The sequence below is a fragment of the Catellatospora sp. NPDC049133 genome, assembly GCF_040648455.1.
In the GTDB taxonomy this organism is placed as follows: domain Bacteria; phylum Actinomycetota; class Actinomycetes; order Mycobacteriales; family Micromonosporaceae; genus Catellatospora; species Catellatospora aurea.
In genome coordinates this window covers 1-25933 of the sequence record NZ_JBEZDT010000024.1, presented here as the reverse complement: position 1 = coordinate 25933, position 25933 = coordinate 1, and the positions used below count along the sequence as shown (strand labels likewise).

At 71.1% G+C, this 25933-nt stretch carries 24 protein-coding genes; 9 read left to right on the top strand and 15 right to left on the bottom strand.

What is annotated here, in order from left to right; all coding sequences use genetic code 11:
- Positions 1–56: 56 nt before the first annotated feature.
- Together AB0B35_RS25700 and AB0B35_RS25695 are read right to left on the bottom strand one after the other, a co-directional pair.
- Positions 57–806, bottom strand: coding sequence for a hypothetical protein (locus tag AB0B35_RS25700; RefSeq protein ID WP_361049608.1), 750 nt, complete (start codon positions 804–806; stop codon positions 57–59).
- Complete coding sequence (locus tag AB0B35_RS25695; protein ID WP_361049606.1) at positions 803–2008, bottom strand: helix-turn-helix transcriptional regulator; 1206 nt, start codon at positions 2006–2008, stop codon at positions 803–805. Before AB0B35_RS25695 ends, AB0B35_RS25700 begins: the two co-directional genes overlap by 4 nt.
- A 213-nt stretch (positions 2009–2221) precedes the next feature.
- On the opposite strand from AB0B35_RS25695, the gene AB0B35_RS25690 reads away from it, so the two are divergent.
- Entirely contained in the window at positions 2222–2425 is a 204-nt protein-coding gene (locus tag AB0B35_RS25690; RefSeq protein WP_361049604.1) for a hypothetical protein, read from the top strand.
- A gap of 11 nt (positions 2426–2436) precedes the next feature.
- On the opposite strand, the gene AB0B35_RS25685 is transcribed toward AB0B35_RS25690, so the two are convergent.
- Positions 2437–2679: a hypothetical protein gene (locus AB0B35_RS25685; RefSeq protein WP_361049602.1), complete on the bottom strand. Its 243-nt coding sequence runs from the start codon at positions 2677–2679 to the stop codon at positions 2437–2439.
- Positions 2680–3087: 408 nt separating this feature from the next.
- Between AB0B35_RS25685 and AB0B35_RS25680 the strand changes: the two genes are divergently transcribed.
- Positions 3088–4260 carry a serine hydrolase domain-containing protein gene (locus AB0B35_RS25680; RefSeq protein ID WP_361049600.1) on the top strand — a complete coding sequence of 391 codons (1173 nt, stop codon included), beginning with the start codon at positions 3088–3090 and terminating at the stop codon, positions 4258–4260.
- Between the two features lie 72 nt (positions 4261–4332).
- Here AB0B35_RS25680 and AB0B35_RS25675 read toward each other — a convergent pair whose 3' ends face one another.
- The 5 genes from AB0B35_RS25675 to AB0B35_RS25655 form a co-directional block, all read right to left on the bottom strand.
- A complete protein-coding gene (locus AB0B35_RS25675; protein WP_361049598.1) occupies positions 4333–7638 on the bottom strand; it encodes a discoidin domain-containing protein in 3306 nt (1101 codons plus the stop codon).
- A gap of 126 nt (positions 7639–7764) precedes the next feature.
- On the bottom strand, positions 7765–8574 hold the full coding sequence (locus AB0B35_RS25670) for a carbohydrate ABC transporter permease (protein WP_361049596.1): 810 nt from the start codon (positions 8572–8574) through the stop codon (positions 7765–7767).
- A gap of 11 nt (positions 8575–8585) precedes the next feature.
- Positions 8586–9479 (bottom strand): sugar ABC transporter permease, encoded by an 894-nt coding sequence (locus AB0B35_RS25665; protein WP_361049594.1) that lies wholly within the window; start codon positions 9477–9479, stop codon positions 8586–8588.
- A 165-nt stretch (positions 9480–9644) separates the two neighbouring features.
- Entirely contained in the window at positions 9645–10949 is a 1305-nt protein-coding gene (locus tag AB0B35_RS25660; protein ID WP_361049592.1) for a sugar ABC transporter substrate-binding protein, read from the bottom strand.
- A gap of 51 nt (positions 10950–11000) precedes the next feature.
- Positions 11001–12896: a beta-L-arabinofuranosidase domain-containing protein gene (locus tag AB0B35_RS25655; RefSeq protein WP_361049590.1), complete on the bottom strand. Its 1896-nt coding sequence runs from the start codon at positions 12894–12896 to the stop codon at positions 11001–11003.
- A gap of 190 nt (positions 12897–13086) precedes the next feature.
- On the opposite strand from AB0B35_RS25655, the gene AB0B35_RS25650 reads away from it, so the two are divergent.
- Complete coding sequence (locus AB0B35_RS25650) at positions 13087–14115, top strand: LacI family DNA-binding transcriptional regulator (RefSeq protein WP_361049588.1); 1029 nt, start codon at positions 13087–13089, stop codon at positions 14113–14115.
- Position 14116: 1 nt separating this feature from the next.
- On the opposite strand, the gene AB0B35_RS25645 is transcribed toward AB0B35_RS25650, so the two are convergent.
- Complete coding sequence (locus AB0B35_RS25645) at positions 14117–14434, bottom strand: hypothetical protein (protein ID WP_361049586.1); 318 nt, start codon at positions 14432–14434, stop codon at positions 14117–14119.
- Positions 14435–14573: 139 nt separating this feature from the next.
- Between AB0B35_RS25645 and AB0B35_RS25640 the strand changes: the two genes are divergently transcribed.
- Positions 14574–14951, top strand: a complete 378-nt coding sequence (locus tag AB0B35_RS25640) for a hypothetical protein (protein WP_361049584.1) — start codon at positions 14574–14576, stop codon at positions 14949–14951.
- Here the strand turns inward: AB0B35_RS25640 and AB0B35_RS25635 are convergent.
- From AB0B35_RS25635 to AB0B35_RS25625, 3 genes are all read right to left on the bottom strand, one after another.
- Entirely contained in the window at positions 14885–15910 is a 1026-nt protein-coding gene (locus tag AB0B35_RS25635) for a hypothetical protein (protein WP_361049582.1), read from the bottom strand. The genes AB0B35_RS25640 and AB0B35_RS25635 overlap by 67 nt on opposite strands.
- 40 nt (positions 15911–15950) lie before the next feature.
- On the bottom strand, positions 15951–16910 hold the full coding sequence (locus tag AB0B35_RS25630) for a DUF3152 domain-containing protein (RefSeq protein ID WP_361049580.1): 960 nt from the start codon (positions 16908–16910) through the stop codon (positions 15951–15953).
- Between the two features lie 96 nt (positions 16911–17006).
- A complete protein-coding gene (locus AB0B35_RS25625; RefSeq protein ID WP_361049578.1) occupies positions 17007–17801 on the bottom strand; it encodes a hypothetical protein in 795 nt (264 codons plus the stop codon).
- Positions 17802–17897: 96 nt separating this feature from the next.
- Here AB0B35_RS25625 and AB0B35_RS25620 point away from each other — a divergent pair, with 96 nt between their 5' ends.
- Positions 17898–18404: an NUDIX domain-containing protein gene (locus AB0B35_RS25620; RefSeq protein WP_360534140.1), complete on the top strand. Its 507-nt coding sequence runs from the start codon at positions 17898–17900 to the stop codon at positions 18402–18404.
- Between the two features lie 4 nt (positions 18405–18408).
- Here AB0B35_RS25620 and AB0B35_RS25615 read toward each other — a convergent pair whose 3' ends face one another.
- The gene (locus tag AB0B35_RS25615) at positions 18409–20046 is read right to left on the bottom strand and encodes a HAMP domain-containing sensor histidine kinase (protein ID WP_361049576.1); all 1638 of its coding nucleotides are present in this window, start codon (positions 20044–20046) and stop codon (positions 18409–18411) included.
- A gap of 64 nt (positions 20047–20110) precedes the next feature.
- Positions 20111–20797, bottom strand: coding sequence for a response regulator transcription factor (locus tag AB0B35_RS25610; protein WP_361049574.1), 687 nt, complete (start codon positions 20795–20797; stop codon positions 20111–20113).
- A 186-nt stretch (positions 20798–20983) separates the two neighbouring features.
- Between AB0B35_RS25610 and AB0B35_RS25605 the strand changes: the two genes are divergently transcribed.
- Entirely contained in the window at positions 20984–23047 is a 2064-nt protein-coding gene (locus AB0B35_RS25605) for an NPCBM/NEW2 domain-containing protein (RefSeq protein WP_361049572.1), read from the top strand.
- Between the two features lie 46 nt (positions 23048–23093).
- On the opposite strand, the gene AB0B35_RS25600 is transcribed toward AB0B35_RS25605, so the two are convergent.
- A complete protein-coding gene (locus AB0B35_RS25600) occupies positions 23094–23669 on the bottom strand; it encodes a TIGR03086 family metal-binding protein (RefSeq protein ID WP_361049570.1) in 576 nt (191 codons plus the stop codon).
- 42 nt (positions 23670–23711) lie between these two features.
- Here AB0B35_RS25600 and AB0B35_RS25595 point away from each other — a divergent pair, with 42 nt between their 5' ends.
- From AB0B35_RS25595 to AB0B35_RS25585, 3 genes are all read left to right on the top strand, one after another.
- Positions 23712–24512 (top strand): helix-turn-helix transcriptional regulator, encoded by an 801-nt coding sequence (locus AB0B35_RS25595; RefSeq protein WP_361049568.1) that lies wholly within the window; start codon positions 23712–23714, stop codon positions 24510–24512.
- A 95-nt stretch (positions 24513–24607) separates the two neighbouring features.
- Positions 24608–25171, top strand: coding sequence for an SRPBCC family protein (locus AB0B35_RS25590; protein WP_361049566.1), 564 nt, complete (start codon positions 24608–24610; stop codon positions 25169–25171).
- On the top strand, positions 25168–25848 hold the full coding sequence (locus AB0B35_RS25585) for a DUF4166 domain-containing protein (protein WP_361049564.1): 681 nt from the start codon (positions 25168–25170) through the stop codon (positions 25846–25848). Before AB0B35_RS25590 ends, AB0B35_RS25585 begins: the two co-directional genes overlap by 4 nt.
- Positions 25849–25933 lie beyond the last annotated feature (85 nt).

Below are 25933 nucleotides of genomic sequence, written 5' to 3'. Positions count from 1 at the left end.
CCATCCATGCTACATAGGTATGACATCGTTGCGTAGCAGGCGCACCGCCGATCCGCTCAAACCATTGCCGTGGCGGCCCGGATCACCGCCGTCAGAACGCCCGAGCCGTCCAGGCACATCACGCGCCGTGACTCGACACGGTCGGCGGGATCCGCGACCGTCGCGTCGAGCACCCACGAGGTCGCGGCGACACCCGAGGTCCACCGCACCCGTGCCCCGAGCAGCCGCTCGCCACGCGACAGCAGGGCGGTCCACCAGGTCTGGAAGGCGTGCGTACGCCAGACCAGCAGCGGCACGTCCCGGGTGCCCGCCTCACGCCAGGCCCCGCGCCCCACCAGACCGAGCGTGGCGGAGACGGTCCGCGGCAGCGTGTCCGCCACCGGAGCTTCGTGCAGATCGGCGAAGTGCCGCAGGTAGCGGACGCTGTGCGCGTGCGGGGGCATGCCCAACGCCACCCGGCCGCTGCCCTCGTACCGGCCGAACTCGACGTTGGTGGTCAGGCCGGGCGTGCCGGGCATCTCGCGCGGGACCCAGAACAGGATCGCGTCGACGACCGACATCCACCGGTCCTCCCAGAGCTGGTGCGCGTAGCCGACCGGCGGGCGGTGGCGGTCGCGCGGCTCCGGCACGAACACCACCAGTGGCCCGCCGACCGACCACTGCTCCTCGATCAGCCGCAGGGCCTCCGGCCGCCATGACGGCAGGTCGGGGTCGCGGGGCATCGGGCCCGCGACGAACACCGACGCCTGCCAGCCGGCGGGCGGCTGCTCGCTCGCGTACACGACGGTGGTCCGCGGTGCCGTCACAGGCCGACGCCGACCCGCTCGCAGAAGCCGCGCAGCTCCACCCAGCCGGTGCCGCGGCGGGCCCGCTCCAGCATGCCGCGCGCGGTCTCCTGCACGATCGGCGACATGCGCACCCGCTGCGGTGCGATGCGCTCGGCGATCAGGAACTGCCGGATGGCGGCCTGGTCCTGCCCGATGTTGGCCAGTGCCCGTGCCACGTCGATGTGGAACCCGGCCTGCCGGGACACGACCGGCACGTCGTTCGGGTTCACGTTCCTGGCGATCTCCACGGCACGTCCCGGGTCCGCGCCGTCGGCGTCCATGTTGACCTGCCAGAACCGGATGTTCGTCGGGCCGAAGTTCAAGCCCAGCGCTGCGCTCTGCCCGGTCAGCTCGGCCAGCCGCTCGGCCTCGGCGACGGCGCTGACGGACCCGCCGACATCGCCCTGCGCATACCGGGTGAACGCGGCCACCATCAGCAACTGGCCGAGCATCTCCCGCGCGTCCGGCAGGCCCGCGGCCTGCTCCAGGTCGGCGACCGCCCGGTCGGCGATGCGCTGGGCGCGCGAGTACAGGCCGCAGCCGGCGGCGGCGTGCGCCTGCGTCCACGCGGACAGGCCCATGATGACGGGATCGCCGAGCGCGGCCGCGGCCTGGCGGCTCCGGTCGGCGATCATGACCGCGCCGGCCGGGTCACCGAGGTACCGCACCACGAACGACGCCGTCTCCTGCGCCAGCACCAGGCCCCGCAGCGCGCCCACCCGGTCCGCCCCGAACGACGCGGCGTGCAGGCCCTTCAACAGCTCCGGCAGCACCGACGAGGCGCCGGTGTAGTCGCACTTGAAGCGGAGGCTCTGCGCCAGTTCGAGCCGCTGGATGAGCAGGTCGAGCGGCACCGCTTCGGCCAGTGGCGGGTCTTCGAGGTCGGCCTCGATGACGGCCTGCATCGTCTGCGCGACGGCGGTGCGGGTGTGCGCGTAGTCCCCCGCCACCAGTCCAGCCGCGCCGGTCAGATCGGAGAGCGAGACCTTGAGCGCCTGCGCGATGTCCGCGAGCTGGAAGCGGTTGTCGGCGCTGCGCTGCCCTTTCTCGATCCGCCCCCATTGGGTGTGCGAGATCCCGGCCAGCGCCGCCGCGTGCCGCACGGAGTAGCCGCGGATCTCACGCAGCCGCCTGATCTTGTCGCCGATCGGTTCGGGTGACGGGCGTTCGAGTGACTTCATCGCGTGTCCTACGAGGTAGGCGAGGGGCGCTTACTCCAGATTAGAGCCCGTGGTGCCAAATGGTGCCACCCACAACGGTGAACCTCAATACTGTCGAAGGCAGGGCCGGAGTACGCGCCCGCAGCGCGCACCCCGGCACGGACCCGGTGCCGCGACGCCCATGGCCAGTGCTTCATCCGTCCCGGCACCGCCACCGCGAACGGAGGACGGACCATGTCGGGGCTGGACACGCTCGCCGCAGCGATCGCGGGCCTGGCCGTCGGCTTCCTCGCCGGCCTGTGGTCGGCCCGGCGGCGCAGACCCACCCTACCCGCCGACGAGGTGCCCCTCACCTGGTGCGGCAACTGCGGCCAGCCGACGGCCGCGCTGTGCCACGAGCACAAACGGCAGGCAGCAGGACACCGCCGGGACGGCTGAACGTCCGTGGATCAGGCGCGGGAACGCCGATCTCCATTCCGGCGGTGGTGCCGGAGCGGGTGATGGACGATCCTGCCGTCGAGGCGCTCGACCACCAGGCCCTCGTTGTCAGTCCACATCGACTCACCCCGCCACAGGAACAGCGGCTCCCCCAGCGTCTGCGGGCAGCAGCTGTTCATTTCGAACTCGTACTCACTGATCATGAGATTCTTCGGCGCGACCATCCGTCCGCGCGCATCGCTGTCGATCTGCATCGGGCCATGGTCCCACCGGCCGGCGGCAAGCTCGACGGCTTTTCGGGCCGACCCCGGCGGCAGCGGTCCGCGAATGGCTTGACCAGGCAAAACGAGCCGATACCCGGAACTACGATGGACGGGTTCGGTGCCGTCGACGGTCAGGCACAACCGGCGTTCCGGGAGGTCACGACGAAGGCCGTGATGGCGATGTTGAGGCGTTCTCGGGCGGTCAGCGGAACGGATCTGCGCTCTCGGCGCGGAACACCATGGTCACCAGCCCGGGGCGCCCGCCTGGCGTGCGCGGCGATGCTGGCCGTGAGCTGGTCGGCCGCGGTCGTGTCGCCGGGCACACCCGCGGCGGCCGCCCCGGTCGCGCCGGCTTGCGCACCGCCCGTCGCGGGGGCCACACCGTCACCAGGGGGATCCGTGCTGAAGCAGATCGACCAGGCGTCCCTGCAGGCCGCCGTCGACACCGCCGTCAAGCAGATGCTGGTCCCCGGGGCCGTGGTACTGGTCTGCACGCCGAAGGGTGTCAACACGGTGCTGTCCGGCACGCTCCAGCGAGGTGTCCAGACGCCGCCCGCGACAAGTACGCACTACCGCATCGGCTCCAACACCAAGACCATGACCTCCGCGACGATCCTGCTCTTGGCCCAGGACGGCAAGCTCAAGCTCAGCGACCCGATCTCGACGTACGTCCCGGACGTGCCCAACGGGGACAAGATCACCATCGAGCAGCTGCTGAAGATGCGCAGCGGCCTGTACAACTACACGGACGCGCCGGAGTTGTCCGCGACCATGGACGCCGATCCGGCGAAGGTGTGGACGCCGCAGGAAGTGCTGGCCATCGCGTTCCGGCACCCGCCGAACGCCGAACCGGGAACGGAGTACGAGTACAACAACACCAACTTCATCCTGCTCGGACTGGTCGCGGAGAAGGTCGGCGGCGGGCCGTTGGGCCGGCAGTTCCAGGAGCGGCTGTACGCCCCGCTGGGGCTGGGCCAGACGTCGCTGCCCGCGCCCGAGGACAACACCATCCCGGCCCCCGGCTCGCACGGTTACCTCTACGGCGGTTCGGCCTACGCGATGACCGACGAGCCGTACCCGGCGGACATGCAGGCCGCCATGCGGGACGGGACGCTGGCCCCGATCGACTACACGAACCAGAACCCGTCGTACGCGGCCGCCGCGGGCGGAGCGATCTCCACCGCCGAGGACATCGCCACCTGGATCAAGTCACTGGCCAGAGGCAAGGTCTTCAAGGCGGACATGCAGCGGCAGTGGCTGGGCAGCTTCCAGGCCGAGGACCCGGCCGCCGGGGCCAGTGGGCAGCAGTACGGGTACGGCATCGCGTACCAGCAGATCGCGCCGAACGTGGCGCTGCACTTCCACGGCGGCGAGATGCCGGGCTTCAATTCGTTCATGGGCCATGACCTGGCCAACGACGTGACGATGGTGATCTGGACGAACCTGACCCTCGACCCGGCCGGCCGCACGACGGCCAACGTGCTGCTGCCGACGGTCCTCAACCAGGTGTACGCGGGCCTCAACCTGCCGACCACGCCTGCCCCGACCCCGGCACCCAGCCCGACCAGCTGAAACACAGCTCGGATGATGGGAAGGGCACCTTCTACATCGCGGAGCGATGTGAAGGTGCCCTTCCTTTGCTCGTCAGGCGAAGGCCTTGACCTCCAGGAGGCCTAGTGAGGCCGTGCCGGTGGCGGTGAGGGAGACGCGGAGTCTCGTGGTGCTCACCGAGGTGAAGTTGATCGTGTTGTAGGCGTTCTTGGTGAGCGTGTACGTGCTCGCGCCGGGGACGTCGACGTAGGCGCTGCCGTTCCAGTACTGGAGCTTCCAGGTGGACGGCATGTCGATGCCCTGCTCGTCGTCGAAGAAGTAGACCTGGGCCTGCTTCACCGACTGGGCCGACGACCACTGGACCTCGGCCCACTGGGTGCCGGTCTCCGGCCAGGTGCCCCAGCGGTTGCCCTGGTTGGTGCCGCCGTAGTTGGAACTGGTCGGCTCGTCACCGTTGTTGATCGCCGAGCAGGCCTCCCACGTGGACGTGTACGAGCAGACCGCGCTGCCCGACAGGGCCAGGTTGGTCGACACCGGCGGGTCCGGCGGCTGGACGCCGCCCCGGTTGAAGATCTTGATCTCGGTGAGGCCGGTCTTCGCCCCGGAGGCGTTGGTCGCCAGCACGCGTACCCGCTGCGCGTTGACCGCCGTGAAGGTGGCCACGTTGTAGTTGGCACGCGGCGCCGACGGGCTCTTGACCTGGCTGGGCACGGTCACCCAGGCGCTGCCGTTGTAGTACTGGATGTCGTACGCCGACGGAGCGCGGTAGGTGCCGCTGGCCGGGCGGCTGTCCTTGAAGTACAGCCGGACCTCGTTGAAGGTCTGCGGCGAACCGAAGTTGACCTCGTACCAGTCCTGGCTGTTGGACGAGCCGCCCGCGCCCCAGTAGGGCTCGTTGATCGGGAAGCCGTCCCGGGCCCCGGCCAGGTTGGTGCCCGAGCCGGTGAAGGAGGCGCTGGCCGTGCCCATGGCCGCCAGGTTGGTCAGGTTGGCGGTCAGGTCGACGCCGGCCTTGGCCATGATGTCGGTCATCCGGGCCTCGCTGTGCACCACCTGGGTCGGGGCCTGCAGGCCCGAGACCGCGATGTTGAAGGCGACGGTGCCGCTGGTGGTGACCGCGCCCGTGGCCGGGTCCCAGGTGAACGGGACCAGGCTGTTGACGGTGGCGACGCGGTTGCCGTTGATGAAGATGGAGTAGCCCTGCGGGATGCCGGTGTAGCGGACCACGCCGTCGGCCGGGTCGTCCCAGACGATCGACAGGTCGGCGTTGCGGTAGCGCAGGTTGTTGATCGCGAAGTGGGTCCAGCCGATGTTGATCGGCGAGAGCTCCACCTTGTTGTCGTTGCGCGGGCGCAGGCCCGCCACGTCCTCGATGACGGTCCAGTTGGACGAGCCCAGGATGTTGTGGTGGATCCAGGAGCGGTACTGGATCGACGAGCCGTTCCAGTCGGCCCAGAACTCGTTGGCGTCCGGGTACTGGGTGTTGCCGCTGGGGTACTGCGCCCAGGCGTTCCAGTACAGCAGCTTCTTGTAGTCCTGCGCGGTCATCCACGAGTTCGGGTAGTTGCGCAGCACCGAGGAGTAGAGCCGGAACTGCACCGTGGAGTTGATGGTGGAGAAGTTGTTCGAGCCGGGCTGGCCCTGCGCGGCCGCGGCCGCCTTGTCCACCTGGTTGGCCGTGTAGAACGGGAAGATCGGGTACTGCGCCGGGCTGTCGTACAGCCGCAGCGCCTGCTTGTAGGTGTCGGTGTTCGGGATCGCGCCGACCGCGAACGGGTAGTAGTTGTTGATCTCCTTCCACGGGTTGAAGGTCCCGTCGGGGTACCGGTGCTCGAACAGCTGCCGGCTGGAGTTCCACAGCACGCCGGTGATCGCGTTCTGGATCCTCGTGGCCAGTGTGCGCATCTCGGCGGCCTTGGTCGTGTTGCCGATCGCGTCGTAGGCCTGCGCCGCCGCCAGCGCCCCCGAGTACTGGTAGGCCGACTCCGCGCGGTCCATCCGGCCCGAGCGGTAGTGGAACGACACCGCGTCGGCGTCGTTACCGGTCAGCGCGCCCCAGTCGTACTCGATGAGCCCGTTGTTGTTGGTGTCGTAGAAGGCGAGCTGGCCCTTGACGTCACCCTCGGAGTACTTGGCGATGTTGCCCGCGATCGCCGGCTGGCCGCCGTAGATCTGGTAGGCCTTCCACGCCGCCTCGCCGATGTACTGCGTGTAGCTGTTGGACCAGTTCTCCGGGTCGCCCGGGTTGTCCAGGAAGCGCCCGCCCTTGGAGACCTGCCCGGTCGACAGCACGTTGCCGAACGCGTAGATCGGGTTGCGCAGGTACTTCAGGTCGTCGATGTGCATGGGCTGGGTCAGCACGATGGCGTTGTTGTAGCCCAGCACACCCTCGGTCGACGTCGGGAACTGGAACGTCTGCCCCGGGATGTCGGCGTCGAGGTTGTTGAAGCGCATCAGCCACCAGCGGTAGTAGATGTTCTTCTTGATCGCCGGCTCGGCGACGTCGATGTAGGGCAGGTTCTGCGCCCACCACAGGTTGTACGCCCGCACGTGCGTCGCGAACGCGGTCGCGTTGCTGTAGCCCGCGTAGGCGTTGTACTCCGTCAGCGACGCCGGGATCTCGTTGGCGACGAAGCCCATGACGACCTTGGCGGTCACGGTCGCGCCCGCGGCGATGGTCACCGAGCGGTTGAGCCCGCCGCTGGAGACCGTGAACCCGTCACCGGTCAGGCGCGGGTACAGCGTGGTGAGGTTGTTGTACGCGTTGACCTGGCCGGTCAGCTCGCTGCCGCTGCCCGAGGTGGCGAACGGCGAGGTGGCCCGCAGCTGCAGCGTGGTGGAGCTGCTGCCGCCGTTGGTGATCGACAGGTTCGTCACGGCGACGTTGTTGTCGGTGATGAACTTCGTCTGGTTGATCGTGATCGAGCCGCTGGTGTGCACGCTCTTCCAGTGGCTGGGCGCCTGCCAGCGCGAGTTCACCTGCTCGGTGAACGTGCCGGGGGTGACCGCGACCGTGTACGCGTTGCCGTTGTTGATGCTCTCCCAGTAGGCGGCCTGGCCGGCGAAGCCGAGCGTGCCCGGGGTGTGCGTCTTCATGTACAGCGCACGCCCGCGGGTCATCAGCCAGGTGCCGGCCGGGTCGTTGCCGGGCCGGGCCAGCAGCCGGTCCATCCAGAAGTCGGTGCCGCCCGACTCCGCGTTGTAGATGGCCTGCATCATGTTGCCGCTGGTGTAGCCCACCGGCGGGGCCGGGATGGCCGGGCCGCTGAACGTGGGGAAGCCGATGGTCTGCGCCGCCATCGCCGGGTTGCTCGCCTGTACGGCGACCACTCCGGCGGCCAGTGCAACGGACAGGCCGAGTGCCAGGCTTCTGCGCCGGTGGCGCGAAAGCAGTGGCATGTTGTTCACCTCCACTTGGGGGACGGTTGGGGGGAACGCGGTGAGTGTTCGGCGGTGAGAGGTCTGGTGACCCGGCCGCGCCCGCCGGGTAGGCGGGGCGGGCACGGCCGGGGGCTGTCGGGCTGCTCAGCCCTTCAGCGCGCCGGAGGTGAACCCCCGGACGTAGCTGCGCTGCATGAAGGCGAACAGCAGGAGGCAGGGCACGGCCATGAAGACCACCCCGGCCTCCAGTGCGGCGTAGTCGATGGAGCCGTGGCTGGCGGTGCGCATGTTGACCACGGCCAGGGTGGTCGTGAACCGGTCGGTCGAGTTCAGCAGGATCAGCGGGGCGAAGAACTCGCTCCACGAGGTCAGGAACGCGAACAGGCCGACGGTGACCAGGCCGGGCTTCACCGCGGGCAGCATGATCCGGATCAGGGTGGAGACGCTGTTGCAGCCGTCGACCTGGGCCGACTCCTCCAGTTCGCGGGGCACGGCCTCGAACGAGTTGCGCATCATGAAGATCGAGAACGGCAGCTGGAACATGATCAGCACCAGGCTCAGGCCGATCAGGCTGTCCTGCAGGCCGATCCAGCCGAGCAGGACGTACAGGGCGATGAGGATGGTCGCGTAGGGCACCATCAGGATCGCCAGGGTGAGCAGGAACAGCAGGTCCCGGCCGGGGAAGCGGAACCGGCCGAAGGCGTACCCGCCCAGGGTCGCCACCAGCAGCGTGCCCGCCACGGTCAGCGCGCTCACGGTGATGCTGTTGACGATGTGGTGCACTCGGATGCCGTTGTCGGAGGTGAACAGCCGGTCGTAGTTCTCCAGCCCGAAGCCGGTGCCGGTGCGCAGCGACGCCCAGCCGCTCCACAGCAGGGGCGACAGGAACAGGATCGCCAGCGCCGTGCCGGTGACGTAATAGCTCCACCGGCTCGTGAAGGAAGACCTGGTCATGGTTGCCTCTCCTAGGAGCGCCGGCGCAGCACGCCGAGCTGGATGACGTTGAAGACGACGAGCACGGCCAGCAGCGCGACCGAGATGGCGGCGGCGGAGCCGAGGTCGAGGCGGATGAACGCCTCCCGGTAGATCACCATCACCAGCGACGTGGTGCTGTTGTCCGGGCCGCCGCGGGTGAGGATCCAGAACTGGTCGAAGGCCAGCAGCGAACCGGTGATCATCATGGTGAGCACCAGCGCGATCGTCGGCCGCATCAGCGGGATGGTGACCCGGCGGAAGGTCTGCCAGCGGCTCGCGCCGTCGATGCGCGCCGCCTCGTACACCTCCAGCGGAATCGCCTGCAGGCCGGTGAGCAGGATCAGCATGTTGAACCCGGCGAAGCGCCACAGCACCAGCACCATCGCCGAGCCCAGCGCGGACTCCGAGCTGCCGCTGGTCCAGGAGACGTACCCGTCGATCACACCGAGCTTGCGCAGCAGGTCGCTGATCGGGCCGATCTCGTCGGACAGCAGGCCCAGGAACAGCAGCGAGGCGCTGGCGAAGCCGACGGCCATGGGCAGCAGGAACGCCGTACGCAGGAAGCCGACCCCGCGCCGGCGCTGCTGCACCAGCATGGCCAGCCCGAACGCGACCACGAACAGCCCCACCGTCATCAGCACCGTGTACTTGACGGTGAACCAGACCGCCGAGGCGACCAGCTCGTTGTCGGCGATGCGGGTGTAGTTGTCGGGGGCGTTCATCGTCGGCGCGCCCAGCAGCGGCCACTTGTGCAGCGACATCCAGCCGACCAGCAGCAGCGGCACCAGGAAGAACAGGCCGACCATGACCGCGGTGGGGGTCGCGTAGAGCGCTCCGAGGACGGCGCGGCTGCGAGCGGCACTGCGCCGCAGCGGGGTCACCATTTCGAAGCCAGCGGTCGCGGCCGCTCGGTGCTTTCCGCAGCGCAGCGGAGGAAGGCGGCGATTAAGGCCGCGCGAGCGGGCGAGCATGTCGCAGTCATCGCGTCTCCGGGTCGGTCTTGGGTGGCCCGGCCGCCGCGTGAGGGGTGGCGGCCGGGCCGGGTCGGGTCAGCCTTGCTGGAGTGACTTGGTGATCGCGGTGTTGCCGTCGGCCAGGGACTTGGCGGCGTCACCGAACAGCGCCCCGCGGACCGTCTGCAGCCAGGGGCTCTGCGGGTCGTTGAAGGAGGCGTTGAAGTTCTTCGCGTACGGCGTCTTGCCCTTGGCGACCAGGCTGTTGATGAGCACGATGCGCGGGTCGGCCGAGGAGTACTTGTTCGACGCCAGGTCGGTGCGGATCGGCACGCCCTTGTTCTTGGCGATGACCTCGACCTGCGCCTCGTCGGACATGGTCCAGAGCAGGAAGTCCCACGCCTGGGCGGCCTTGGTGCTGGTGGCGCCGACGCCGATCGCGTCACCGCCGATGAAGGTGGAATCGCCGCCGTCGGGCCCGCTGATCGGCGCGACGCCCATCTTCACGCCCTTCTCCTCGATGAGGCCCAGCCACACCGACGGCCCGGGGGCGATGCCGATCTTGCCACTCTGCAGCGCGCCGAGCCAGGTCGGACCGGCCTCGTCCTTGGACGCCGGAGCCGCCACGCCCTCGTCGTACAGCGCCCGGTAGAGCGCGAACACGTCGGCCATCTCCTTGGAGTCGACCTTGGCGTTCTCGCCCTTGGCGTCGAGCACGTCGCCGCCCGCGCCCCAGACCGAGGGCCAGAAGGTGAACTCGACGCAGCCGCCGCAGTTGCCGCCGAAGTAGGTGCCGTTCACGTCGCCGCCCAGCTTGTCGATCTTGCGGGCGTGCTCGGCGAACTCCTTCAGCGACGTCGGGCCCTTCTCCGGGTCCAGGCCGGCCTTGGTGTAGAGGTCCTTGTTGTAGAGCATCACCGACATGTCGACGGTGTGCGGGACGGCGTAGTTCTTGCCCTCCCAGGTGCCGGCGTTGAGGTGTCCGGGCGACACCTTGTCCTTCAGGCCGCTGGCCGCCAGGCGCTCGGTCAGGTCGGTCCACAGGCCCTGCGAGGCGTACTGCGCCGCGAACACCACGTCCGCGCCGAACAGGTCGGGCAGTGCCTTCGCGCCGGCCGCGCTGGCCAGCTTCGCCGGGTACTCCTCGTTCGGGTACGAGGTGACGGTCACCTTGTTCTTGTGCGTGGCGTTGTACGCCTCGGCGTACGCCTTGGACACCGACTCGGTGGCCGCACGGGTCCACAGCGTGAGCTGCGCACCGTCGTCGACACCGGCGGTGCCCGACGCGCCGGGAGCCTCCGGGTCGTCGCCGCCGCACGCGGCGACGGCGGTCACCAGCAGGGCCGCCGCCGTGACGGCGAGCGCCCGAAGTCCTCTAGATCTCACAATCTCTCCTTCCATCGGTATGTAGTGGAGCAGTGGAGCGAGGTGCGGTGGTGCGTTCGCGGTGAATCAGGTGGTGGGCAGCCAGACCCGCATGGTGGAGGGTCCGCTGCGCGCCCAGCGGTGGTACGGGACCAGGGGCACGTCCAAAGTGGTGCGCTGGCCGACGGGTCCCGCGTCGGCGTACGGCCACGGCCGCTCGGGCAGCTCCTCGGCCACCCCGCGGACCGTGACCCCGCCTTCGGCGGCCGGATCGGTGCCCGCGTCGACCCGCAGGCTGTCCAGGTCCAGCTCACCGCCGACGGATTCGGCGCACAGCACGACCGGCCCCTGCTCCACCGCCACGCAGCCTCTGACCGCGTCGATGCGCGGGTCGGGGCGGGTGAACCGGGGCCGCATCGGCAGCGCCAGCACGATCCGGTCGCCGACGGCGAAGTCGCGCCGCAGCACGAAGCGGTCGCCGTCGGCCGGTTGCGGCTCGCCGTTGACCGTCGCCGTCGCGCCGGCCGCCCACGCGGGCAGCCGCAGCGCCAGCGTCCACGGGCCGGACTCGGCTGCGGTGACCTCGATGCCGACCGTGCCGTCGTCGGGGTAGCCGGTCCGCATCCGCAGCCCGACCCGCCGCCCGTCCGCGAGGGTCGTGTCGATGTCGGCGTCGGCGTACTGGTGCACGCGCAGCCCGTCGCCGTCGACCGAGGCGACGTACGTGGACAGGCTGGCCAGCATCCGGGCCGTGTTGGCCAGGCAGCAGGACACCTCGAACCACGGCGCGCGCGGGCCGCCGCCGAAGCCGAGCTGCTCCACGTCGCCGGGCAGCACCACCGTCTGCGAACGCTGGTGCAGCGTGTGCGCGTAGAAGAAGGAGCGGCCGTCGTCGCCGATCGCGGTGGCCACGACGTTGTACAGGATGCGCTCGATGACGTCGGCGTAGCGCTCGCGACCGGTGGCCAGCATCAGCCGCCACGCCACCATGATCGCCGCGATGCCCGCGCAGGTCTCCGAGTACGCCCGGTCGGCCGGCAGCACGAAGTCGTCGCTGAACGCCTCGTCCAGGTGCCGCGAGCCCATGCCGCCGGTCAGGTAGGTGCGCCGGGCCAGGGTCCGGTCGAACTGCGCCGCGACCGTCTCCAGCAGCTCGTCGTCGCCGGTCTCCACGGCCAGGTCGACCACGCCCGCGGCCAGGTAGAGGGCCCGCACGGCGTGCCCGCGCAGCACCCTGGCCTCCCGCACCGGGACGTCGTCGCTGAAGTAGCTCCAGCCGAACTCGTGCCGCGGCAGCGTACGCCGGCCGCGCCGGGCCACGAACAGCGCCGCCTGGTCCAGGTAGCGCTGCTCCCCCGTCGCACGGAACAGCTCGACCAGCCCCGGCTCGATCTCCGGGTGCCCGCAGACCGCGTCACGCCCGGCCGGGCCGAACTCCTCGCACACGTGGTCGGCCACGCGCCGGGCCACGTTCAGCAGCGCGTCGTCGCCGCTGGTGCGGGCCCGCGCCACCGACGCCTGCAGCAGGTGCCCGGCGCAGTACAGCTCGTGCCCCCAGGCCAGGTCGCCGTACCGGGCGCGCTGCCCGGCCCGGCCGAACGCGGTGTGCAGGTAGCCGTCGGCGGCCTGCGCACCGGCGATCATCGTGGTCAGCTCGGCGATCTCGGCGTCGCGGGCCGGGTCGGCCTGCCGGCCGGTCTCCCACGACATCGCCTCGATCAGCTTGTACACCTCGGAGTCGGAGAACTCGCGACCGCGCCGCTCGGCGCTGCCCCGGCCCACTTCAGCGGTGAAGTTGCCGGTCCAGCCGAGCTTGTCCATCCATTCACGACCGTGGTCGAGCGTCGCCCGACTGTTGGTCGCCTGCCGCTGCGCCCAGAAGCCCCCCGTGATCCGAACCTCGCTCAGGCCCAGCGGTCGCAGGACTCCTCGCGACGGCACCACGGGCCGACCTCCGGTGAGGTCGGCGGTTCGCGCCGCCACCGTCATCTCCGCCTCCAACAGACTCTCGTGACCGCGGTCACTTCGACGTTGGAGCAACGATGGACGCCGAAAACCTTTTCGGCAAGATGGCCGTCGTGTCACATCTCGATAACGTGGACCGTGCTAGCCACGGCGCTGCCTTGGTGCGTATGCTCCGACACGTTGTCGAAAAACGAGCGAAAGGCTTTCCATGGGCAGGCGGCGATCGACGTCGGTGACCCTCACCGACGTGGCCCGGCTGGCGGGGGTTTCCGTGGCCACCGCCTCCAAGGCGCTCAACGCGCGCGGCGAGGTCGCGCCCGACACCCGGCTGCGCGTGCTGCAGGCCGCCAACCAGCTCAGCTTCCAGCCCAACGTGCTCGCCCGCGGGCTCATCTCCGGGCGCACCCGCACCATCGGCCTGCTCACCGACGAACTCGGCGGGCGCTTCTCCATCCCGATCCTGCTCGGCGCCGAAAACGCTCTCGGCAACGAGCAGATGTCGGTGCTGCTGTGCGACGCCCGCGGCGACGCCATCCGCCGCCAGCACTACATCCGCACCCTGCTCGCCCGGCAGGTCGACGGGTTCATCATCCTCGGCGACAGCAACGACCTGCGCCCCTCGCTCAGCCGCGACATCCCGGTGCCGGTCGTGTACGTGTACGGCCAGTCCACCGACCCCGCCGACCTGAGCGTGCTCGCCGACGACGAGGGCGGCGGGCGCATCGCCATGGAACACCTGGTCAGCCTGCGCCGGCGCAACATCGCCCACATCACCGGCCCGCAGAGCTACCGCGCCGCACGCGACCGCGTAACCGGGCTGCAGGCCGTGCTCGCCGAGTCCGGATGGGAACTGGTCGGCGGCGAGCCGCTGTACGGCGAATGGTCTCAGCGCTGGGGCCGGCACGCCGCCCGCATGCTGATCACCGCCCACCCGGAGATCGACGCGATCTTCTGCGGCAACGACCAGATCGCCGCCGGGGCCGCGCAGGCACTGCAGGAGCACGGCTGCCGGGTCCCCGACGACGTCGCCATCATCGGGTACGACAACTGGGAGGAGATGGCCGCCGACTGCCGCCCTCCCCTGACCACGGTGGACCTCAACCTGGAACAGCTCGGCGCGACCGCCGTCATGCACCTGTTCGCCGCCCTCGACGGCGCCCCGTCCTCCGGCGTCATCCGCCAACCCTGCCGCCTGGTCGTCCGCGAATCCACCGGCCCGCTCCCCCAGCAGGGATGACTCAGCCGCCAACGGGTCCCGGCGGAACCGACCCGCTGCGCTTCTTCAGCCAGACGTCCGCCAGGCACGCCGCCATCGACAGGCAGCTGAACGCGATGTACTCATCGGACGGATCCGGCGAAGCAGCCTCGTCGCCGCAGAGCCAGTCGTCCAGTTCGTCGATCGACTCGGTCACCGCGTCGGTCAGGTCGCGCAGCTGCGCGTCGGTCGCCGCTTCCATCATGTCCGACCGCTCGCCGTCCTCCGGTACGCTCCACCGCTCCACCAGGGGAATCAGGTGCCGAACCTTCTCCGGCACCCGGGTCGGGTCGACCTTCATATGATCCACTCCAGCCGAAACAGGGCACGACGACTGTACCTGCCTGGATCTAGACGAGTTGTGGTCGTCATAGCGACCACAACTCGTCTAGATCCGGCCGACGCCGAGTCACGGCGGTGGATGTCGTACGGTCGGGGGCATGGAGACCGACCAGCCGGCGGATATTCTGGGTGAGATCGGCGGGTTTGTGGCGCGGATTCACGCGCTCGACCCGCACGCCCCGGCACGCACCGAGCTGACCGTGCGCGTCGACGGGCGCGAGTCGCGGCTCATGCTGAGCGAGCCGGTCGCCCAGGCGCTGCGGCTGGCGCTGCAGGACTACCACGACCCGCGTGACCAGGGCCGATGCGACCACTGCGGCGGACCCCGGCTCGACGAGAACTTCCAGTGCCGTGACTGCGGCAGCTTCAACGGCGTCTTCGGCCAGATGCTCGCCGAGCGGGCGTACGGCTACACCGAGCCGGAGCCGCTCCCGCCCGCCGAAGGTGCCGGGCGGCATACGCGGCACGAGTCCTGACACCGGGCCCGGTACGCCCCGGACAGGGTCACCACCAGGAACTGCAGCACCCCTGCCTCGATCTCCTCGTCCGGATGTCCCGGCTTGGACAAACGCAGGCGCCACCAGTCGGCCTGTTCCTCCGGGTCCAGCACCCAGGACACGAGCGCGCCGTCCGATGTCGTCGCGACCGGCAGCGTTCGCGCTGTCATGTACCGCATCGGGCCTTGCAGGGGTCCGAGCAGCGGTGGGGACAGCTCGGACGGCGGCAGCACCGTGACGCGGCCGCCGAACGTGCCGCCGCCGTACCGTTCGGCCAGCCAGCGGTAGTCGGCGGGCAGGGTCACGTGCAGGCGCGACGACACCGCGTCCCAGTCGACCGGGATGATGTCCGACGGAGGCGGTGCGAGCTGTGCGAGGCGGCCGGGCAGGTCCGCGCCGTAGCTCAGGTCCACTTCGAGAAGGATCGGCAGGTCGGTGTCCTCCTGTACGGCCGCGACGGTCACCGCCCAGTGCCCGGCCCGCAGCCGGACCCGCGACCCGTCGAGCACCGGGTCGACGGCGAGGTCGTCCGCGGGAGGAAGGCCGAGCCGGGCGGACACGGTCGCCACCCCTGCCTCCGCGTCGAGGTACTGCTGGTCCACGGCAGCCGAGTAGGCGTCGTCGTCCTCGAAGTCGTCGTAGTCGAGATCCTCCGAGCACCCGAAGTCGGCCAGCTCGAAGCTCACCCGCGCGCCACCGGTGACGCCGAAGATCGCCGCGGTCATGCCGCCTGACGCGAAGCCACGGCCCAACGGATCGCCGGGGCCCCATCCCGCGTCGGTCAGGATCTGCGCGATCACGTCGTCGGCGGGCGGGTCGACCAGCTCGGCGAACCGCTCGATCACCATCAGCAACCGGTCGGCCTTGGCCGCGTGGCCGTCCGCGGCAGCGTCCGGTGATCGCCCGGACACCTGAGTGATCTCGTTCAGCGGTTCCATCGCCGGAAGCGTGCCATGATCGCCGCATGGTGGCAACGGGTCACAGGGGCGGGCCGGCGTAGCGCTTGCCGTCGAGGTAGGGCCAGGGGTTGGCGCGGCAGCCGCGCAGGCCGTACGTCTGCTGCTGCATCGTCGGCGCTGGTCGGCCCCTGCCGGGGCAGCGCTCGTGGTTGCGGCCGAACTCGTGGCCGACCTCGTGGTTGATCACGTAGCTGCGGTACACCGACAGCTCGACCCGCCCGTTCACATAGTCGGGCACGGACAGCCGCCAGCGGTTGAGGTTGATCACGACGCGTCCGGGCAGGCGACAGGATGTGTACGACACCCCGTCGAGCCGGGTGTCCATCCCGCCGGTGGCACAGAGCCTGCGGGTGGTCTCGCCGGTGGCCAGGTAGATCGTGAAGTCGTACGCCGAGCCTGCGGGCACCCGCTGCAGGCGGCGCTCCCGTCCGCCGATCCAGCCGCGGGGGTCGCCGAGCGTCCGGTCGACGGTCCGGGTGAACTCGGCCAGCTCGGCCCCGGCGACGTTGGCCTCGACCGCGACCCGGTACCGCCGCAGCCCGCCCGCGCTGCCGAGCACCGCACCCTGACCGCCCGCGTACTTCCAGGTGCCGGGCCCGGACGCCGGAAAGTCCCCGGGCAGTTGGTAGACCGGTGCCGGTGACGCCGACGGGCCCGGCGACGCCGGGACGGACGACGGCGCCGGGGAGATTTTGTCGCCCGCCACGGGCCTCGGCTGCGCGGCCGGTTCGTCGACTCCGCGCAGCAGCCCCAGTCCGACCAGCACGGCTCCCGCCGCCAGGCACAGCAACGCGAGCCGGCCGTGTCGCCGCAGCGCCGTTCTCCTCCGCAGGACCGGACGCGATCGCACCGAGCGGTCCTGGCCGATGCCCGGTTCCGGGACGCCCGGGTGGGTGCCGGACGAGTTCGGGAGACCGGAGTGCGCGGTGCCTGTGCCGGGGGTTCTTCTCGCGGGTGCGGTCCGCGTCGCGTTCGCCACGGACGGACGGTAGGCAGCAGACGATCAAGAACCTTTGAAGAACCGGTGCGTCCGCAGTGCGGTGATCACCTTCTGCGCCGCCGCGGTTCGGCGGGGTCAGGACTCGTCGATTCCGGTGCAGTAGGCGATCGTCGCGTCGTCGGCCGCCACCGCGTCGCGCGCCTCCGCCTGCCGGACCCGGCGGACGACCTCGGCGGGCCCGCTCGACGCCAGGAGCGCCAGAAGTCCGGGCCAGTCGGTGAGCCCGAACCGGTCCACGAAACGGCCGGCCCCGTTGCTGAGCAGGACGGCACCGGACAGCTCCGGGACCGGGCGGCTCCCGGTGAGCGCCTCGTCGGCGGCCCGTGGGTCGTCCTTGGCCAGCCAGAATCCGCCCGGCGCGTTGCGGTGGGCGCGCAGTTCGCGCAGGGCCCGCCGCCGCTCGTCGCTGCCCTCGGCGGCCGCCTCGTACGCAGGCTGGTACGACCGGCTGATGACCAGCTCACGGGGGTCGGTGACGACGAGCGGCGCACCGTGCGACATGTCCAGCACGACTACGGTGTCCCCGAGCACCAGGTATTCGACCAGGCCGCTGGAGATCCGCAGCATCGCCACGGTCGCGGACGGGCTGATCGGGTCGGCCACGTCGCAGGTGTCCCGGTGCTCACCGGTCACCTGGGTGATGGCCTCGGCGAGCACCGCGGCGAGGCTGCGATCGTCGCGCAGCGGGAGCAGGCCGAGCAGGCAACCGCCCAGGCGGTGGGCGTACCAGGCGACGCCGTGCCGGCAGACCGCTTCCGCGCCGGGGATGCCGGCCCCGTCGAGCAGCACCGCCGCCGACGCCGTGGCACCGGTGAAGTCCTCGTTCACCCGGCCGGTGCGGGCCGCAGCGCTCGTCATCTGCACCCGCATGGTGGCCGCCCTTCGCAGGTCGAGGCGTCGACTGTACCGGCGGGCGGGGCGAAATGCGGGGGCGCGCGTACGGTCGATGCGGATAGGTTCGTCGGTATGCTGCCGTCGACCTTCCCCCGGCTGCGCGCCGGTGTACGCGCCATCGTGCTGGACGAACGGGACCGGGTGCTGCTGTGCCGATGGGCTTTCGACAAGCCCGAGCCGATCGTGGTGTGGGGCACTCCCGGCGGCGGGATCGAGCCCGGCGAGACACCGCTGGCCGCGCTGCGGCGCGAGCTCACCGAGGAGATCGGGCTGGCGCTGGCCGCCGATCCGCCGCACGTGTGGCATCAGGAGGTCGTCCGGGAGGGCCACATCACCGGCTTCGACGGCGTCGTCAACGACATCTTCCTGGTACGCACGACGTCGTTCGACCCGCGCGGCGCGATGACCGACGACGAGTTGGCCGCCACGGAGAACATCAGCGAGTTCCGCTGGTGGACCCAGCAGGAGCTGGCGCTGTACCGGGGAAGCGACCTGTTCGCGCCCCGGGCGCTGCCTGCGGCGCTGGCGGCGCTGCTGGTGGACGGCCTGCCGGGGCAGCCGATCCCCATGGGGCTCTGACGTCTCAGCCGGCGGGCAGGCCGATGGTGAAGGTGGTGCCCACGCCCAGCACGCTGACGACGTCGACGGTGCCGCCGTGGTCGGCGATGATCTGCCGGGCGATGGACAGGCCGAGGCCCGAACCGGTGGTGTAGCGCTCGCCCCGGCCGCGGGCGCGGTCGGCGCGCCAGAGCCGGTCGAACAGGTGCGGCAGGTCCTGCTCGGCTATGCCGCTGCCGGTGTCGGTGACGCGGACCAGGTGCCGGTCACCGTCCGAGGAGACGCCGAGCGTGATCGTGCCGCCGGACGCGGTGGCGGCCAGGGCGTTGCGGATGAGGTTGCCGATCACCTGGCGCAGCCGGTCCGGGTCCGCGTGCACCCAGCGCGGGCCGTCGCCCTCCGCCGTCAGCGCCACGCCCGCGGCGGAGGCGAGCGCGGCGTGCGCCGTCCGGCAGGTCGCGACGAGTTCGCCCAGGTCGAGGCGGGTCTTCTGGTACGTCAGCACGCCCGCCTCGGCCAGCGCCAGGTCCTGCAGGTCGTCGACGATGCGCTGCTGCAGTACGGCTTCGTCGTGCAGGGAGTCGAACAGCTCGGGCGTCGGCGGCAGCACACCGTCCTTGAGCGCCTCCAGGTAGCCGCGCAGGTTCGCCAGGGGTGTGCGCAGCTCGTGCGCCACGTCGGAGATCATGCGGCGTTGCAGCTCCTCGCTGTGCTGCAGGGAGTCGGCCATGCGGTTGAACGAGCGGGCGAGCCCGGCCAGCTCGTCGTGGCCGCGTACCGGGACACGTTCGGTGAGCTTGCCCTCGCCGACCCGCGCCGACGCCGCGGTCAGCGCGCCGATGGGTCGCAGCACCCGGCGGCTGAGCAGCCAGGACGCGCCGACGGCGGCGAGCGCGACGACGGCCGCGGTGAGCACGATCGAGTCGACCGGCAGCCGTGGCGCGGGCTGCTCCGCCGCGCCCAGGTACACCCGCATCTGCGCGGGCGCGTACGCGCCGACGGCCCGCGAGAACGCGTCCTGCAGGCACGGCACCATCTGCTCGGCCCGGTGCTGGCAGGCCAGCAGCTCGGCCTCGAACGCGCGGTCGATGTCGGTGGGGACCTGTTCCCGCGACCGGACGTCGCAGGCCTTCGCCTGCGGGCTGTACTCGGCGGGCTGCGGCACAGGGATGCCCATCCGGGAACCGGTCAGCCGCACCCCGATCCCCGCCTCGCTCAGGCAGGCCGCGAGGCGCAGCCCGACCCGGTACTCGAACGCGGCCAGCACGACCGTCTTCGCACCGGCCGGCACGCCGTTCTTGGGCAGCGGCTGCCACGTCGGTCGCGGATCGACCAGCAGCGGCGGGCCGGTCACGTCGCGGGCCACACCGCCGGCGAGCACGTCGGAGTCGGCCACCACCGCGCCGGAATCGGTGGTCACCTGGATGCGCTGGCCGGTCTGCAGGGACAGCTCGCGTACCCGGTCGGCGATGCCGTCCCAGCCGCCGTGAGTGCGGGCGTGGTCGGCGAGCTCACCAGTGATCAGCGCTTGCTGCTCGGCGCTGGCGCTGACGGTGCGGTCGAACTCCCGCGACGCCTGCCGCAGGGTGAGCCAGGCCGTCGCCGCGGTGGCCGTGACCGCGATGAACATGACCAGCGCGATGACGCGCAACCGGAAGCTCACGCCTGCTCCTCGCTACGCTTGTCCGCGGCATGGCCGATGCCCGCTGATTCGCTCGCAAGCTCGCTCAACGCTGCTCTGCCAGCCGGTAGCCGCGACCGTAGACGGTCTGCACGTAGCGGGACTCGGCCGGGTCGTCCTCGATCTTGCGGCGCAGGTTCATCACGTGCGCGTCGACGGTGCGCTCCTCGACGTGGTTGTCGAAGCCGAAGGCCCGGTCGATGATCTGCGCGCGGGAGAACACCCTGCCCGGCGACGCGGCGAGGGCGGCGAGGATGCCGAACTCCTTGGCGGTGAGCACCACGGGGCGGCCGGCGACCCGCACCTCGAACCGGCCTTCGTCGATCTCGAGGTCGCCGACCCGGAGGACCTCGTCCCTGGCGGTGCCCGGCCGGGCGCGGCGCAGCAGGGCCCGCACCCGGGCGGCGAGCTGACGCGGGCTGTACGGCTTGGTGATGTAGTCGTCCGCGCCGAGGTCGAGGCCGACGAGGATGTCGTCCTCGGTGCTGCGGGCGGTGAGCAGCAGGATCGCCACATCCGACTCGGCCCTCAGGATGCGGCAGACGTCGAGGCCGCCGAGGGTCGGCATCATCACGTCGAGCACGACCAGGTCCGGCCGGTACGCCCGGCAGCGCTCCAGCGCGGCGAGGCCGTCGCCGACGACCTGGACGCTGTGGCCTTCGCGTTCGAGGTAGACCCGCAGCAGGTGGGCCTGCTTGGGGTCGTCCTCGGCGATCAGCACCCGCGCGCTCACTCCGGCCTCCCTGGTCCGCGAGTCACCGACCTTATCCGCCGGTCGGCGCGCCGGCCGCGGTCCTTCATCGGTTCTTCACGGCTGTGCGCCACCTCGGTTCAGTACATAAATTATGAATTATTCTTGACACACGGCTGTAACAGAGCACAAGATCGGGGAAACCCCTTTCGCAGCAAGGAATCCGATGTGAAACGACGCGTGCTCACCGGCTTGCTCTGCCTCGCCACCGGCCTGCTGACCGTCCCGGCACCCGCCACCGCGGCCCCGGCGCCGACCCGCCAGCAAGTGCTGAGCCCGACCCCCTACCAGGGCTGGAACACCTACTTCGGCCTCGGCGGCGACTTCTCCGAGCAGTCGGTGCGGGAGGTCGCCGACGCCATGGTCGAACGCGGGCTCGCCAAGGCCGGCTACGACATCGTGTGGCTCGACGGCGGCTGGCAGGACCCGCAGCCGCGGACCGCCGCGGGCGACCTGCAGGCCGACCGGACCCGCTTCCCCGCCGGGCTGCAGCCCCTGGTGGACTACATCCACGGCAAGGGCCTCAAGGCCGGCATCTACACCGACGCGGGCCCGTACATCCCGGGCAAGTGCGGCCTCGGCAGCGGCGGCGGTTACTACCAGCGCGACGCCGACCAGTTCGCGGCCTGGAAGTTCGACGCGGTCAAGGTGGACTTCCTCTGCGGCATCGCCGCGAACCTGGACCCGAAGACGGTCTACACCGAGTTCGCCCAGGCGCTGCGGAACAACGCGAGCGGCCGGCCGATCATCTTCAACCTGTGCAACCCGGTGACTTCTCCCGACTGGGGCGACTACCCCGAGGAGCAGCAGTCGACGTACTCGTGGAGCTACGCGCCGGGCATCGCCCAGTCCTGGCGGACGTACACCGACGTGGGCTTCGTCGGTGACATCAAGTTCAAGGACGTGCTGCGCAACCACGACGCGAACGCCCGCCACCCCGAGGCGACCGGCCCCGGCCACTACAACGACCCCGACTACCTCGCGCCGCAGCTCGGCATGTCCGACGAGGAGTTCCGCACGCAGATGACACTGTGGGCGGCTGCCGCCGCGCCGCTGGTCGTCGGCAGCGACATCCGCAAGCTGAGCCAGACCTCGGTGGACATCCTGACCAACCGCGACGTGCTGGCGATCAACCAGGACCGTGCCGCCGTGCAAGCCGTCCGGGTCGGACCGGCGGGCACGACCGAGACGTGGGTCAAGCGACTGGCCGACGGCGGACGGGCCGTGGTCCTGCTGAACCGGGGCGACACCCCGCGCACGCTGACCGCGCAGGCCACCGCCGCCGGGCTGACCGGCGCGCGATTCACCGTCAAGAACGCGTGGACCGGGCAGGTCACCGAGAGCGCGGGCACGCTGAGCGCGGCGGTGCCCGCGCACGGTGCCGCCCTGCTGCGGGTCACCCCGGCCCGCGGCGTGCCGGGCGTGCCGCACGTGACCGCCGGCATTCCGCAGGTGACGCAGGTCAACGGCGCGACCCTGCCGGCCGGCGCCGCGCCGGTGCTCGCGGGCGGCGACCAGGCACGGGTCGAAGTGGCCGTCCGCAACGACGGGCTGCTGCCGGTGCTGCAGCCCAAGGCGCAGCTGGCCGGTCCGGCGGGCTGGACGGTGCGTCCCACGGGCCAGGCACCGGTGCTGATCGCGCCCGGTGGCAGCGCGGTCCTCGCCTTCACGGTGACGGTGCCCACCGGCACCGCGCCTGGCGACGGCGTTTTGACCGCCACCACCTCGTACGACGTGCTCGGGCACGGGCGGCTGCGGCAGACGACCACCTCGGCGGTCGTGGTGGCCCCGGCTCCGCCGACCGGGACGGTGATCCTGTCGCACCACACCTGGATCAGCGCCACCAGCGGCTGGATGAGCCCGACCGTCGATCTGAGCGTCGGCGGCTGGTCGCCGATCAGCATGCTCGGCACGGTGTACCCGACCGGGATCGGCGTCGCCTCGCCGTCGACCATCCGCTACTACGTCGGCGCGAAGTGCAGCGGGCTGGCCGCGACCATCGGGCTGGACGACGCGGTGCGCAACGTCGGCCCCGAGGGCGCGACCTCGACGTTCCAGGTGATCGGCGACGGCCGCACGCTGTACGACAGCGGGCTGCTGACCCGGGACGACACCCGCCAGCTCACGATCGACCTGACCGGCGTACGGGTGCTCGACCTGGTCGTCGGCGACGGCGGGGACGGCGGCTACAACGACCGCGCCAACTGGGCGGGCCTGACCGCCACCTGCTGAAAGACTGCGGGCGCGCCCAGGCCACCACCTGGGCGCGCCCGCCCCGTCAGTGCGCCGCCGGACGCCGCCAACCCGGGTCGCGGCCGGCCTGGCCGAGCAGGCGCGTGAACGGATCCGCGTCGGCCGCCGTCGGCACGGGCTCGCCGAAGACCTTCCACTCCCGGGCCGTCGGCCCCATCTCGCCGACCATCACCAGCAGCTCCTCGACCGCCGCCGGGCTCGGCGCGTACGGCCGCCCCGTCGCCACCGCCAGATCCCACGGGTGCAAGGTCAGGTCGAGCAGCGCCATCCGGCCCACGGCAGGCTGCGGCAGTCCCATACCGGGCGAGACGCCCTCCAGCGCCGACTCGTCCGACCAGGCGGCGATCAGCTTCTCCGTCTCGGTCGCGAAGCGGGCACGCCAGTCCGTGCCGAGCACGTCCGGGGTGCCGGCGAAGTCCGCGGGCTCGCGGCGGGCCAGGGCCTGGAAGTTGACGACGACCTGGAACAGGTGGTTGACCAGGTCCCCGACCCGGAACTCGGCGCAGGGCGTGGCGGCGTCGAGCTGGTCGTCGGTGACACCCTGGAGCACGGGCACGGCCACGTCGGCGGACTCGCGCAGTAGTTTCGAGATCGTGGGCATACGGCCACGCTAGGCAGCGACGTGCGGGGAGGTCTTGAACAAATGCGACAGCCACGCCGGGACACCCGGGGCATCGTGGACCCGGCCGCGCTGCTGCGGCAGGTGCGGTTCCGGCGGCTCCCCCCTGCCGCCGAGCTGGCCGAGCTGGTCGAGCACTACTGGTTCATCGACTGGGACCTGGACCAGCCGTTCGAGCAGCACGTCGTCGGGCACCCGGCGGTGAACCTCGCGGTGCTGCGCCCGACCCTGAGCGACCCGGTCGCCGCGGAGGTGTCCGGCGCCGCCCGCGAGCTGTTCTCGATCAAGCTGGCGGAGCGGGGCTGGGTCCGCGGCGTGCAGTTCCGGCCCGGCGCGTTCCGGGCGTTCTCCCGCCGCTCACCGGCGGAGCTGACCGGCCGGCGGGTGCCGCTGGCGCAGGTGCTACCGGTGGCCGACCCCGGTGACCGGTTGGCCGTCGCGGCGACGGACGAGGTCGCGGCCGCGGTCTTCGACGAGCTGCTGCTGGGCCTGCGGCCGGACCTCGACGAGTCGGTACGGCTCGCGATGCGGCTGGTGGAGCGGGTCCGCCACGACCGCGGGCTGCGCCGGGTCGAGGACCTCGCGCGGCAGGCGGGCATGTCGGTGCGCTCGCTGCAGCGCCTGTTCACCGAGTACGTGGGCATCGGCCCGAAGCAGGTGATCCTGCGCTATCGGGTGCACGGGGCGATCGAGCTCGCCGAGGGCGAGGTGGACTGGGCGGCGGTCGCCGCGGAACTGGGCTACAGCGACCAGGCGCACCTGGTCCGCGAGGTCACGGCCGCGATCGGGGTGCCGCCCGCCGCGTACGCGGCCTCGCTGCGCTGAGCGACCCCGAAAATCGCCCCTTGAGCGATCGCTCAAACAGTCGTACAGTCTTTTTGAGCGATCGCTCAACACCGGCTCCAGGAAGGTGGGGACTGATGGGACGGCAGCTCTACATCGAGATCCACATCCGCGCCGACCTCGACAGGGTGTGGGCGTTCACGCAGGACCCGGCGCTGCACCAGCGCTGGGACGCCCGGTTCACCACCATCGAGTACCTGCCCGGGACCAGCCCGCAGCGCTTCCGCTACGCGACCCGGCTCGCGCCCGGCCTCGTGCTGGCAGGTGTCGGCGTGACCGCCGGCGAGCGGACCCGCCCGGACGGCACGCGCACCTCGGCGCTGCGCTTCCACTCCTGGCTGATGACCGGAGCCGGCTACTGGCGGTACGTGCCGACCCCCACCGGGGTGCGCTTCCTCACCGGCTACGACTACACGCCGCGCTTCGCCGTGCTCGACCGCCTCCTGCTGCGACCGCTGATGGGCTGGGCCACCGCCTGGTCCTTCGACCGCCTGCGCATCTGGCTGGAGGACGGCGTGCCACCCCGCCGCTCCCCGCTGCGCCTGCTCCCCCGCTGGGGCGCGCCGTCCGCCCGCCGCTGCCTGCGCACCCCGCCCGACCGGACCGCCGGCCGCGCCCCGTCCCTCTTGGAGACACTGTGAACTCGCTGTTCCACACCGCACTCGGCGACGACTTCGACCGCCTGCACCCCCGCCTGCGGGAGCGCTTCGGTTTCGGCAGCGCCGACGGGCGCGGCTGCGTCGGCCACGGCGTCATGGACCGCATCTGGCGCGGGCCGGCGTACACCCGGCCGTTCCTGGCGCTGGGCACCATGCGCAACATCATGTTCCCGGAACAGGGCCGCAATGTGCCCTTCACCATCGAGAACTACGCCTACCCCGACTCCTACGGCCGCGAGACCCTCACCTTCGTCCGCACCTTCGAGCTGCCCCGGCGGCGTCGCCGCTTCGACGCCACGATGGTCTGGGACCCGCACCGCGAACTGATCGTCGACTACCTCGGCACCCACCAGCACATCGCCGCCGACCTGCACCTCAGCGTCGACGACCAGGGCGGGCTGCGGCTGCGCAGCGGGCAGATGCGCTTCCGGGCCCCGGGCGTCGACACGGCCCTGCCGCCGGCCGCCCGCGCTGTCGCCGAGGTGCACGAACGCTACGACGACGCGGCGGAGGTCTTCCGGATCGACGTGCGGGTGGTCAACCCGTGGTTCGGGCCGGTGTTCGGCTACACCGGGGCGTTCACGGTGCGCTACGTGGACACCGATGCCACGCCGGTCCCGGCCTCGGTCAAGCCGTACCGCGACCAGCCCCGCTTCTGACCCCCGCCCCGCCCCCGCCCACGCCGTCCAATCCCTGCCGCAACTCTTACAGAGTCGCGCCCTCAGCACATGCACCGGGCGCACC

Bases quoted from the DNA above. Each gene is read 5' to 3' on its own strand.
- AB0B35_RS25665 (WP_361049594.1), bottom strand. From the start codon at position 9,479: ATGGTGACCCCGCTGCGGCGCAGTGCCGCTCGCAGCCGCGCCGTCCTC.
- AB0B35_RS25675 (WP_361049598.1), bottom strand. From the start codon at position 7,638: ATGCCACTGCTTTCGCGCCACCGGCGCAGAAGCCTGGCACTCGGCCTG.
- AB0B35_RS25670 (WP_361049596.1), bottom strand. From the start codon at position 8,574: ATGACCAGGTCTTCCTTCACGAGCCGGTGGAGCTATTACGTCACCGGC.
- AB0B35_RS25695 (WP_361049606.1), bottom strand. From the start codon at position 2,008: ATGAAGTCACTCGAACGCCCGTCACCCGAACCGATCGGCGACAAGATC.
- AB0B35_RS25595 (WP_361049568.1), top strand. From the start codon at position 23,712: ATGCGACAGCCACGCCGGGACACCCGGGGCATCGTGGACCCGGCCGCG.
- AB0B35_RS25625 (WP_361049578.1), bottom strand. From the start codon at position 17,801: ATGCGGGTGCAGATGACGAGCGCTGCGGCCCGCACCGGCCGGGTGAAC.
- AB0B35_RS25685 (WP_361049602.1), bottom strand. From the start codon at position 2,679: ATGCAGATCGACAGCGATGCGCGCGGACGGATGGTCGCGCCGAAGAAT.
- AB0B35_RS25650 (WP_361049588.1), top strand. From the start codon at position 13,087: ATGGGCAGGCGGCGATCGACGTCGGTGACCCTCACCGACGTGGCCCGG.
- AB0B35_RS25600 (WP_361049570.1), bottom strand. From the start codon at position 23,669: ATGCCCACGATCTCGAAACTACTGCGCGAGTCCGCCGACGTGGCCGTG.
- AB0B35_RS25635 (WP_361049582.1), bottom strand. From the start codon at position 15,910: ATGGAACCGCTGAACGAGATCACTCAGGTGTCCGGGCGATCACCGGAC.
- AB0B35_RS25620 (WP_360534140.1), top strand. From the start codon at position 17,898: ATGCTGCCGTCGACCTTCCCCCGGCTGCGCGCCGGTGTACGCGCCATC.
- AB0B35_RS25590 (WP_361049566.1), top strand. From the start codon at position 24,608: ATGGGACGGCAGCTCTACATCGAGATCCACATCCGCGCCGACCTCGAC.
- AB0B35_RS25645 (WP_361049586.1), bottom strand. From the start codon at position 14,434: ATGAAGGTCGACCCGACCCGGGTGCCGGAGAAGGTTCGGCACCTGATT.
- AB0B35_RS25640 (WP_361049584.1), top strand. From the start codon at position 14,574: ATGGAGACCGACCAGCCGGCGGATATTCTGGGTGAGATCGGCGGGTTT.
- AB0B35_RS25690 (WP_361049604.1), top strand. From the start codon at position 2,222: ATGTCGGGGCTGGACACGCTCGCCGCAGCGATCGCGGGCCTGGCCGTC.
- AB0B35_RS25660 (WP_361049592.1), bottom strand. From the start codon at position 10,949: ATGGAAGGAGAGATTGTGAGATCTAGAGGACTTCGGGCGCTCGCCGTC.